The organism is Faecalicatena contorta (assembly GCF_001404335.1).
GTDB classification, from domain to species: Bacteria; Bacillota; Clostridia; order Lachnospirales; family Lachnospiraceae; genus Faecalicatena; species Faecalicatena contortus_B.
The window spans coordinates 20128-31010 of record NZ_CYZU01000063.1; the positions used below are offsets into that span (position 1 = coordinate 20128).

The following is a 10883-nucleotide window of genomic DNA, read 5'->3' on the forward strand; positions in this document are numbered from 1 at the left end:
TGATGAAGCGTGTTATTTTGACGGGAGGCGGATATGGGAGATGTGCAAATTTCACTAGTATTGCTTGATTTTTTGGCGTAATATGTATAATATTTAAGTATAGGGTTCGGCAAGTGTACTTTGGTGGATTTATTTGTGTAAAATTGACAAAACATTTTTGCATATTTATTATTTTCCGGCGATATACACAAAAAAAGTAGCCGAAAGTAGTATGGTGAAAAACTAGATATTCGTTTATTATTAAGTCAGTTAGAAACGTATTAACATTTTCAAAAGGAGGTAGACGAATGTCTAGAAAGATCAAACTTAATTACACTAAGAGGGATGATTTAACACCGAGATTGAAAGCGGCAAAGGAAAAATTATTTGCTACAGAGCCACACATTGATACTCGTAAACTTATTATCGAGACTGATATTTATCAGAAATACGGCTTTACAAAGAGCCCGAACATGCTGAAAGCTATGGTATTTGACCGCTTAAGCCGCGAGAAAAAGGTATGGATTGATGACAATCCGATCTGTGGACATCTGACAGACTATACATACGGAAGTTATTTCCAGCCGTTCAGAGAGTTTGAGTGGGCAATTGACCGCGATGAATTTGCTTTCCAGAGAGGTTCAGCTATCGCAACAGAAGAAGAAAAAGAGATCATCAGAAAATGTGGTGAGTTCTGGGTAGGAAATGCAGTTAAAGACCGTGTTCGTCCGATTATTAAAGATCGTTACGGACTTGATGTTCAGGAACTGATTGATGTTGGTGTAGGCCTTAACTTTGACGATGATATGGGTACAACAACATTCCCGGATCACGATACAGTTATTAATGAAGGTTTAAATTCAATTATTGCAAAATGTAAAGACTATCAGTCAAGATTGAAAATATGGAATGTTGACCGTCCGGACCCATTAGCTGGTGAAGTTCCTGACGAAAACACATTCAATGAATCAACGATTCCAATGCCTGACTATAAGAAATGGGAATTCTACGAGGCTTGTATCATTTCTTGTGAAGCTCTGATTCTTCAGGCACATCGCTATGCAGACGCAGCAAGAGAAGCAGCAGCAGTTGAGACTGATCCTGCACGCAAGGCTGAGTTAGAAGAAATGGCTGAGACATGTGATTGGGTACCAGGCAATCCGGCACGTACATTCAAGGAAGCAATCCAGGCACTGTGGTTCATCACCATGGGCGGATGGCAGAACCTGTGTATGACAGTTGACCATGCACCGCTTCGTTTCCCACAGTATATGTATCGTTGCTACAGAGATGATATCGATGCTGGACGTATCACAGACGACGAAGTTATCGACTTAATCCAGTTCTGGTTCCTGAAAGTTAATACACAGAACTTCGTTATGTCACCTGAGCTTGCTCTGTGGAACTCAAGCCGTATCGCTCAGCAGCTGACCATCGGCGGACTTGATCCGAAGACCGGCGACGACGGAACAAATGAACTTGATTATCTGGTAGTAGAAGCACAGCGCCGTGCACAGTGTCCGGAACCGCTTCTCGCTTGTATGTATCACAATAAATTATCACACAGGTTCCTTGTTAAATGTGCCGAACTTGTTGCTACTGGTATTGGACAGCCATCATTCCATGGCCAGGAAGTTGCTATGAAACGTCGTCTGCTCCATGAGCACGGCCCAATCGAAGACATCCGTAACCAGGCTGTTTCAGGTTGTGTACAGTCCGTTATTCCGGGTTACACAGATGGTGCTTGGGAAGCTCGTTTCAATATGTACAAACCTCTCGAATTCATGCTTTCAAACGGCGTTGACTTCAAGAGCGGCAAACGCATTGGACCAGCTTACGGCGATCCTTGCGAGTGTGAGACATGGGATGACTTCTATGCTCAGTTATTGAAATATTATGAATATTGGGAAATTATCTGCCGTGATATCTCTACATTAGAGTGGAACGTTATGAGAGACTTCCCGTGTCCGCTGCTTTCCGCAGTTACATATGACTGCCTTGCAAGAGGTATGGACGTTGTAGACGGTGGCGCTAGATACAACTGGGGTGATGGAATCTGTATCTCTGGTAATGTTGATACAACAAACTGTCTGGCAGCAATCAAGAAACTTGTTTATGATGACAAAGTAATCACCATGAAACAGCTTGTTGAAGCAGTTGCAGCTAACTGGGAAGGATATGAAGATATCCAGAACATGTGTAAGAAAGCTCCGAAGTACGGCAACGATGATGATTATGTAGATTTACTTGGACGTCAGTTACATGCTGATTTCGCTGAAATCCATAACCGCAGACCTGACTACATGGGCCGTCCGACAATTACACCTTCTGCTTACTCAGTAACAGGACATTATCCATTTGGTATGAGAAGCTGGGCTTCACCGGATGGAAGAAAAGCAGGCGAGACATTTACGGATGCTACACTTTCCGCAACACCTGGAACAGATACAAGTGGACCGACAGCAGTTATCCACTCTGCAGTTAAATTGATTGACCCGGTAGTTTATGGATCTACTCACTTTAACATGAAGTTCCACCCAACAGCCCTGACCGGTAAAGAGAATATCGACAAATTCCTGACTCTTCTGAAGACATACTTCGATGAAGGCGGATACCAGGCACAGTTCAACTGTGTAACACAGGAAAAACTGTTGGCAGCAAAGGCAGCTCCTGAAGAGAACAAAGACCTGATCGTACGTGTTGCAGGATTCAGTGCTTACTTCGTAACACTGGCAGATGCTGTACAGGATGAGATTATTGCACGTACCAGCCAGACATGGTAAATTTTGATTACAATGTTTAAATAAACAATAGGGAGAGAGATTATGAGTGATTTAACAGCCCTTGTATTTAATATCCAGGGATTTTCAATCCAGGACGGTCCTGGGGTAAGGACAACCGTATTTTTGAAGGGATGCCCGCTGAGCTGTCAATGGTGCGCAAACCCGGAGTCACAGGTTTTTAGATCCGATGTTATCCATGTCCCTAGCTCTTGTGTACATTGTTATCGTTGTGTAAGTTTTTGCACCAAAGGAGCAGTTAAGCTGCCGGAGAAGCTGGGTGATAACCCAATCTTTGATCACGATGTTTGCGTAACATGTGAAGATCAGGATATGTGTGAGCATTCATGCTATGAAGCGGCAATCGAAAGGGTCGGGAAACCGATGACAGTCGATGAGGTAATGGATGTAATTTTACATGATGAACCGTTCTTCAGTAACGGCGGTGGAATTACCGTATCCGGCGGCGAGCCTTTGATGCATCCAGAATTTCTAGAAGAACTTTTTAGTGAATGTCAGGACAATTATATCCATACAGCTATAGAGACCTGTGGATATGTGGCATGGGATAAATTTGAACCTGTATTACGATATACGGATCTGGCGCTCTATGATGTGAAGCATATGGATCCGGTAGCCCACAAGGAACTGACAGGAGTATCCAATGAATTGATTCTGGATAATCTTCGTAAAATTATGGATGAGACGAATACAGAAGTAATCATTCGCATCCCGGTTATTCCGGGTGCGAATGATACAGACGAAAACATGGACGCGACTGCTAGGTATGCGAAAGAGATAGGTGCCAGAGAGATTCATATCCTGCCCTATCACCGTATGGGAATGGGCAAGTATACAGGTCTCGGACGGGAATATCCATTGGGAGAAGAGGTGGAATCCCCATCAGATGAGCGTATGGAGGTAATCCGTGACATTTTTAGGTCTTACGGCCTGATTTGTAAGATAGGCGGAACTGAAAAGGGGGACTCCTAATAATGAGTAAAGTAAAGTTTTTGGGCAAGCCAATGGGCATTAAGCGCTTGCTGACCTATGTGATTGGTTTGTGGATTATGAGTCTCGGTATTGCATTTGCCGTTAATTCTAATTTTGGTGTTTCACCAGTCACAACGCTGCCTTATGTAGTCGGCAGAATCCTGAATATCAGTGTCGGTACAGGAACGTGGATTGCATACGGCTGCTATATTATCATTGAAGCAATAGTTTATCGTAAGGAATTTAAACCTATTTATATTCTGCAGTTCCCGGCAGCTGTTATGTTTGGATATTTTACTGATTTCAGTAAGTGGTTGATTTCGCCGCTTGGAACACCGGATAAATGGTATATCCAGTTAGTATTCATAATTGTTGGTGTTATTATCCTTGGATTAGGATTGATGGCATATTTGGAAGCAGATATTATGGCTATTCCGCCTGATGCTTTGGCGGTTGCATTTGCTTGGCTGGTTAAGAAACCTTTGGGCAATGTAAAGAGAATTTTTGATTTATGTATTGTTGCAACGTCGTTGATTCTTTCTTTAGTATTCCTGCACAGCTATCAGGGCATTTGGATTGGAACGATTATCGCAGCTCTGGGCGTAGGAACGATGCTTAATTTCTGGAGAAAATTGCTCCTTAGTAAGATAAAAGTATTCTTATGGGGAAAACAGCCGGAAGCTGAACCAAAATTAGACGAAGCGCCGGCGGCAGCAAAATAATTTAAAAATGGCAGTGAGGGGTTATCACTTGGGGGAGAGATTTTCCGCCACTGAGGTAGCCCCCCACGTGTTGGATGAGATGTGGCTTCTATTTAATCTGGATTTAATGGGAGAGAGGAACGTGTATGTTTTTAATTGCACATAATCAGATAATGTTACCAAAGCGTTATTTTAGCGATATTGTGCCGGCAGTCGAAGAACTGTCAAACACGGTAGGTGCTGTATTTCTCAATAAACTGATTTTAGATGAGAATAATAGACCAGTTGAGTTTAATCAGGCAGTTTTTTCCGAGAAACCACTAACCCGTATCGTTACGATGCATTTCCAGAATGGAGATATGTTTGATCAATTCTGGGATGCAAGAGAACGACAGGATTTATGGCTTATTGGGAAAAATTATGCCTATTTTTGTGATACGATCATGGAAACCGGCAGCACAGAAGCATCGAGAATTATTAAGCCAATACCAGAAAAAGAATCAGACATGGAAATATTAAAAGGACATGGACTTACGGAACGCGAGGCGGAAGTAATGTATTGGCTCTGCCAGGGCAAGAGCAATGGCGATATTGCCTACATACTGAATCTGAGTGTTAGTACAGTCAAAAAACATCTTTCTAATATATTTGACAGCATGGGAGTACGAAGCCGGTCTGCAGCAGTGGCACTAGCACTGGAAATGGTTGGTTCTCAGAAATCCAAAATTCATCTTGTGTTTTAAAGAGATTTCGAAAAGGAGGACATTGTATGATTAAGATAACCAAAGAAGGGAAGAAGATGTTGGAGACAACTTTTGGATCCAAAGGACAGACAAAATTTAAAATCCAGCATATCAAACCTACTTGCAATGCATGCCGGGATGAGCTTCGACTTGTTCCTGGTTCGTCGGAACCGAACGATGTGATTTCGATGGAATCCGGGTATGTTTTTTTTGTAGACAAAGATCTTATGCAGCTTGCGGAGATTATAACAATAGATGCGGCGGGGGATATACCAGTTCTGACAACTCGCAAATCCATTGATGTCCGTGAAAGATATTTCTAATTTTGGAGGATTAGTTATGGAAAAAAAGGAATTAAATCAAAAGATACTGAAGTTTATAAGTGAGGCGGGGTTCTTCTTCTTTGCTACAACGGAAGATGGAATGCCAAGGGTTCGGCCTCTCGCATACATAGAAGAGATAAAAGACGAGCTGATTCTTGCGATCAGCACAACAAAGGCCATGGCAAAGCAGATAGATGCAAAACCGGATTTTGAGATTTGCGCCAGCACACCAGAGACATGGCTGCGTATCAAGGGGACAGCACAGAAGGTGACAGACAAAGACGTCATTGCCAAGGCTATGGAATGTCCGGTTGTAAAAGCAACTTATACGGAAGAGACTGTTGGGGCACGTTACCTGGTTCTTGACAGTGTGGAATATTTTTCTCTGACGGGTGAATACAGCCGCTGGAAATGATTTCGGAAAGGAAGTCTTCTAAATGGCAAAAGAAGTGAATAAGGAAGTATTTGAGGTACTTCCTGTACCGCAGGCGGTGGCTAAATTTGTTGTTCCTTCGCTTGCCAGCACACTTATTACAATTATCTACAGCCTGGCGGACACACTTTTTGTCGGTATGTTAAATAATCCTTCGCAGCTCGCTGGACTTACAGTGGCATTTCCGTACTATCAGTTCCTGAATGCTTTCTCAAGCCTCTGGGGAGTTGGTACGAACAGCGTCATGTCACGGGCGCTTGGAGAAAAGGACTATGACCGGGTATCAAAAGCCTCTTCTCATGGGTTCTGGGGCAGCCTTGTATTTATGGCTGTGGTATGCGTCATATTCCAAATACTGGAGAAACCGCTTCTTTACGTGGCAGGAGCCAGCGCACAGTCTTATGATTCAGCATCTGTATACATGCTGATCGTGTTTGTTATTGGCGGCATTCCTACTGTCCTTTCTATTGTTATGAGCAATCTTCTGCGTGCAGAAGGACATGCAAAGTCAGCAAGCAGCGGGCTTATGCTGGGTGGCCTGTTAAACTGTATCCTTGATCCGATCTTTATCTTCGGAGCAGATATGGGAGTTGCGGGTGCGGCTGTGGCTACACTGATTTCTAATTGTGTATCGCTGATTTTCCTGATCGTTGTTTATATCCGGATACGTGAGACTTCTTATATAACATTGAAACCATTCCCGGGTGGTGTGTCCTGGAAGCTGATAAAAGATGTGATACTGGTCGGGCTGCCGTCAGGTTGTTTGACCGTACTCGGTGCTACAGGATGTATCATACAGACCTCACTTTATTCTTTGTATGGCGATGCAGCAGTAGCAGGCTGGGGCGTTGTTAACCGAATCAGTTTTATCTCCATTTATACGGTTCATGGCGTAGCACAGGGAGTACTGCCTCTAATCGGATACAATTACGGAGCCAAGAACTTCAAGCGAGTACGGAGTGTTAACAAATGTGCATTCCTTATCACAGAAATACTTGCTTGGGCAATTATGATACTTTCTCTGATATTCAGTGCAGGTATCATTAAGATATTCATCAATGATGCGGCTACAATAGAGGCTGGTGTTCAGATTATGCGTAAATATATGCTCTGTACACCATTTATGGCAATTGTACTGCTGGTAAGTACATTATGCCAGGCCGTAGGGAAATGGCAATATTCACTGATTATGCTCGCAATCCGGCAGCTTGTATTCAATATTCCGATCACATTCCTTTTAAATTCACTTTTTGCTATGAAAGGTGTGGCAAGCGGCCAGCCAACTACAGAGTTAATTTGTTTTATCGGAGCATTGTTCGTATATCATAGATGTTTCTATCGGGCTATGAACAAAGAGGAATTGCTAAGTAAAAAAGTAAGCTGAAAATATAGCTTATGATATAAAGGGAGGAAGAAGGATGGTAATTAAAGAAATACTTGAAAAATCGGATGCACTATTTGCCGAAGGAAAACATGCGGAGGCCGCAGCATTTCTTGAGGGAAAGGCTGTTCTGGCACAGAATCAGGAAGAATGGAAGGTGGAGCTTTCTATCATCAATGAATTGATGGGGTATTACCGCGGCATAAGCCAGCTTGGTAAAGCGTGGGATTACGCATTCAGGGCAATACAGATTACAGAAGAGTATGCGGTAGGAGACAGTGCAGAAGGAATTACTACTTATCTGAATGTAGCGAATGTCTATCGGGCTGCCGGTAAGCCTAAGGAAGCATTGTTACTTTATCAGCAGGTGGAAGAGACTTACAGCAAACAAGGACTGGAAAAAGAGTACCGTGGAGGCGCCTTATATAACAACATGTCAGTGGCATATTTGGAGCTCGGAAAAAGTGAAGATGCCATGCGGTATTGTGAGAAGGCGATCGACGTGCTGAAGACGATTCCGGAAGTTTGGGATGAGTGTGCAGCCGCTTACAGCAATCTGGCCGGCGTGTTATTGAGAAGTGAAGTGCCTGATGTTGCAAAGGCGGATGCATGTGTGGACGAAGCATTAAAGCTTTTTGAGGGAAAGGGAGATAGTGCTCATTATTGCAGTGTATTGGCCATGAAGGCGTATATTGCTTATCTGAAGAAGGATCTGCAGGAATCGCTGGACATGTACGAGAAGGCAATGAATGAGACAATGAAGTATTATGGCAAAAATGCAGACTATGAGCGTCTGGAGCGGAATTATAAGGGCGTTCAGGCTTTGCTGAACGGAGAAAAAAAATGATGAGCCAGTTGAGCGGATTAGAAGTTGAGATGAAAGGCCTGGATTTGTCACGGGAATATTATGAAAATGTCGGTAAACCCATTTTGATGGAATTGTTTCCCGAGTATATGGAAAAAGCGGCGGTCGGTCTGGTTGGAGAAGGGTCAGAGTGCTTTGGTTTTGACGATCAGATTTCCATGGATCATGATTATGGACCGTCTTTTTGTGTATGGTTTCCAAGAAATATATATACCGAGGTCAGGGAGAGCATGTCTGAGATCTATGATGCACTTCCGAAAGAATATAAAAGCGTCAGCGCAAACCTGATTAGAGAACAGTCTGCGGGGCGCCGGGGAATTCTGGAGATCGAGGGCTTTTATCAAAAATTTCTTACCCGGGATATAGTCCCGGAAAACTTGACAGACTGGCTCCGGATTCCAGAACATTATTTTGCTGTAGCGACGAACGGAGAGGTGTTCGAGGATAATCTGGGCATGTTTACTGAAATACGTGAGAAGCTTCTCAATTATTATCCAGAAGACATCAGGCTGAAAAAGATTGCAGCCTGTGCAGTCAAGATGGCGCATTCCGGACAGTGCAATTATGCACGTATGATGTGGAGACACGATGTTGTGGCAGCAAAATTTGCTCTGGACGAATTCATGAGAAATGCCATATCTCTGGTGTTTCTTCTGAATCGTGTTTATTGTCCATATTATAAATGGATGTGGAGAGGCATGGAACAACTGCCAAAGCTTGGCAAGGTCAAAGATCTTTTGAAGAATATGGCGGCTGGGGCTTTGGACGTTAGTCACTGGGATTCGGGTAAATGGAAAGAGTGCCGGTATAAACTGAACAGGGAAGATCCGATGGTTGATATGGTGGAGCAGATAGCGGATTTAGTAAGAGAGGAACTGTGGAGCCAAGGAATAAGCAGCAGTACATCGGATTATCTCGAGGAACATGCCTATGCAGTGATGACCCGTATTCAGGATAAGCGGATTCGGTCATTACCGGTACTTATGGGGTAAAAATTATGAGTAATATAAGAGAAATAGTCGAAGAGGAATGGAGACAGTTTCAAAAGGTAAACAATCAGGGCGGAAGGGCATCCTGCCAGGATGACTGGAAAACCTTCTATATTATGAGAAAAAGTCAGTTCCTTGTTTGGCCGCAGGAGATATTGGACAGTTATTACGATGATTTGTGCAAAGCCCGTGAAGAGGGCAGGAATCTGTTGTTTGCAAAGTATGCGTATATGATGGAAAGTACGGCGCCTGAAGAGTTCGAAAAATTAAAAAAAGTTCTTCCCGTAATTTCTGATGAGCGGAAAATGCGCGTGGATGAAACGGTTGCTGCACATGTAAAATGGGCGGAAGAATTTGAGCAGGAACATCCTGAATACGCACGGCGGGGGCGTCCGATCCGTGCATGTCAGGAGGCACCGGGCCAAACCTCTATAGAGACGTATCAAAGAGGGGAATTGTATTCCTACGGTGAAAACACAGAAAAGCTGTATTCTCAATATGTTCAGGAGTGCGTTGCTCAGAATAGAAACCTGGCGTCTCTTATCAGGGAGAACACGACACGGATGTACGGGTATGGGTCAATTTCTGATATCGAAGAGAGAATGGAATAGCTGTCAGCAAAAGGAAAATGGGAATGAGTGACAATAAGAGCGGGAAGTTAGCAGCTATCTATATTCTTTATATTATAGTGGCCGGGATAATCGGTATCCTATGCGGAACCGGATATAAGGCCATGACTGGGCTGCTTCTGGGATCCGCAGCCGCCTTTGCTAATTACTACTTATTAAAATTAGCGGTAGGCCGGCTGCTGGGTGTCAGGAATATTTATGTTGTCCAGATATTTCTTTTCCGTTACCTGCTCTATATCGCAGCCGCGTACGTGTCCATGAGGGCCGGGAGGGCGGCGGTGCTGATGTATGCAGCAGGAATCTTAGGCTTATCGCTGGCTATTTTCATCGTATATGGAATAGGAGGAGTAAAAAAACAATGATAAACGTGGAAGAACTCGGCGCCCGGATTATATTGGGCTTCGGAGAGGGAAAGCTGTTTATCACAGAGAGTACATTGTTTGGACTCGTGATCGCCGTGATACTGGCGGTGCTGGGGATCTGGCTCGGAAGCGGGCTGAAGACGGTGCCGAAAGGGAAACAGATATTGGCGGAATTCATCGTGGGCTGGGTGTATAAGTTTACGGAGAACAACATGGGGAAGGAGAACAAGTCCTATGCGCCCTATGTGGGGAGTATCCTTGGGTTCGTATTCTGTGCGAGCTGCCTTGGGATGTTCGGAATCCGCCCGATTACGGCGGACTTAAATGTGGCGTTTGCACTGTCAGGACTGACGTTCCTGATGATCCTGTGTAACTCCATCCGGGTGCATGGAGTAAAGGGGAAACTCAAAGAAATGTGTGACCCGTATCCGTTCATGTTCCCGCTGAAGATCCTGGAGGAGTGTACATTACCGATCTCCCTGGGGCTCCGGCTTTTCGGAAATATTCTGGGCGGGTATATTGTCATCGAACTGTGGATGCACCTGATGACGTTTTTGAGCAACATGATCACGACGGTGCCATTTCTGCGTGCGGTTACAGTACTGCCGCTGAATGCGATCTTTGATATCGGGGAACCGTTAATCCAAACGTACATATTTACCACGCTGACCGTGATAAACCTCGGTGCAGCAGTCAAAATAATGT

At 44.0% G+C, this 10883-nt stretch carries 12 protein-coding genes; all 12 read left to right on the forward strand.

What is annotated here, in order from left to right; genetic code table 11:
• The first annotated feature begins 287 nt into the window (after positions 1–287).
• On the forward strand, positions 288–2762 hold the full coding sequence (locus ARB69_RS21945) for a pyruvate formate lyase family protein (protein ID WP_050640907.1): 2475 nt from the start codon (positions 288–290) through the stop codon (positions 2760–2762).
• Positions 2763–2804: 42 nt separating this feature from the next.
• Positions 2805–3752 (forward strand): glycyl-radical enzyme activating protein, encoded by a 948-nt coding sequence (locus tag ARB69_RS21950; RefSeq protein WP_050640906.1) that lies wholly within the window; start codon positions 2805–2807, stop codon positions 3750–3752.
• Between the two features lie 2 nt (positions 3753–3754).
• Entirely contained in the window at positions 3755–4474 is a 720-nt protein-coding gene (locus ARB69_RS21955; RefSeq protein WP_050640905.1) for a YczE/YyaS/YitT family protein, read from the forward strand.
• 125 nt (positions 4475–4599) lie between these two features.
• Positions 4600–5196 (forward strand): response regulator transcription factor, encoded by a 597-nt coding sequence (locus ARB69_RS21960; protein ID WP_050640904.1) that lies wholly within the window; start codon positions 4600–4602, stop codon positions 5194–5196.
• Positions 5197–5222: 26 nt separating this feature from the next.
• Positions 5223–5519, forward strand: a complete 297-nt coding sequence (locus tag ARB69_RS21965; RefSeq protein WP_050640903.1) for a hypothetical protein — start codon at positions 5223–5225, stop codon at positions 5517–5519.
• Positions 5520–5535: 16 nt separating this feature from the next.
• Positions 5536–5934 carry a pyridoxamine 5'-phosphate oxidase family protein gene (locus ARB69_RS21970; protein ID WP_050640902.1) on the forward strand — a complete coding sequence of 133 codons (399 nt, stop codon included), beginning with the start codon at positions 5536–5538 and terminating at the stop codon, positions 5932–5934.
• 22 nt (positions 5935–5956) lie between these two features.
• On the forward strand, positions 5957–7336 hold the full coding sequence (locus ARB69_RS21975; protein ID WP_050640901.1) for an MATE family efflux transporter: 1380 nt from the start codon (positions 5957–5959) through the stop codon (positions 7334–7336).
• 34 nt (positions 7337–7370) lie between these two features.
• Positions 7371–8180, forward strand: coding sequence for a tetratricopeptide repeat protein (locus ARB69_RS21980; protein ID WP_050640900.1), 810 nt, complete (start codon positions 7371–7373; stop codon positions 8178–8180).
• The gene (locus tag ARB69_RS21985; RefSeq protein ID WP_055154995.1) at positions 8177–9190 is read left to right on the forward strand and encodes a DUF4037 domain-containing protein; all 1014 of its coding nucleotides are present in this window, start codon (positions 8177–8179) and stop codon (positions 9188–9190) included. The genes ARB69_RS21980 and ARB69_RS21985 overlap by 4 nt, the downstream gene beginning before the upstream one ends.
• 5 nt (positions 9191–9195) lie before the next feature.
• The gene (locus ARB69_RS21990; protein ID WP_050640898.1) at positions 9196–9798 is read left to right on the forward strand and encodes a DUF4125 family protein; all 603 of its coding nucleotides are present in this window, start codon (positions 9196–9198) and stop codon (positions 9796–9798) included.
• 23 nt (positions 9799–9821) lie between these two features.
• The gene (locus ARB69_RS21995; RefSeq protein ID WP_055154996.1) at positions 9822–10178 is read left to right on the forward strand and encodes a hypothetical protein; all 357 of its coding nucleotides are present in this window, start codon (positions 9822–9824) and stop codon (positions 10176–10178) included.
• Positions 10175–10883: F0F1 ATP synthase subunit A (locus tag ARB69_RS22000; RefSeq protein WP_055154997.1), on the forward strand; the 709-nt coding region annotated here is incomplete at its 3' end. The genes ARB69_RS21995 and ARB69_RS22000, both read left to right, overlap by 4 nt.